Raw genomic sequence first — 285 nt, 5'->3', positions numbered from 1 at the left:
GCGAACAGCGTGTACTTGGCGTGCAACTCCATCCCTAACTGGAACGCGTCGGTCGGTTCGCCTTCGCGGTTCACGCCCATGTTGCCGGTGGCGACGCCTTTCACGGAGCCGTCGTCGTTAAACAGGATCTCGGCGGCGGGGAAGCCCGGGAAGATCTCGACACCAAGGCTTTCCGCCTGCTGGCCCAGCCAGCGCACCACATTGCCCAGCGAAATCACGTAGTTGCCGTGGTTGGTCAGCGCCTTGGGCACCATGAAGTGCGGGGTGGCGTAGGATTTGGTCTCG

The 285-nt window shown here is 62.8% G+C and carries 1 protein-coding gene; it reads right to left on the bottom strand.

Annotation, left to right across the window (positions count from 1 at the left end; translation table 11 throughout):
- Positions 1-285, bottom strand: a 285-nt coding sequence (locus ACI48D_RS26020; RefSeq protein WP_435574135.1) for an NAD(P)/FAD-dependent oxidoreductase, incomplete at both ends; no start/stop codon positions are given.

Source organism: Massilia sp. LXY-6 (assembly GCF_051233485.1).
GTDB lineage: Bacteria > Pseudomonadota > Gammaproteobacteria > Burkholderiales > Burkholderiaceae_D > Telluria.
Note: the sequence above shows the minus strand (reverse complement) of the source record. Positions and strands in the feature narration are given on the sequence as shown.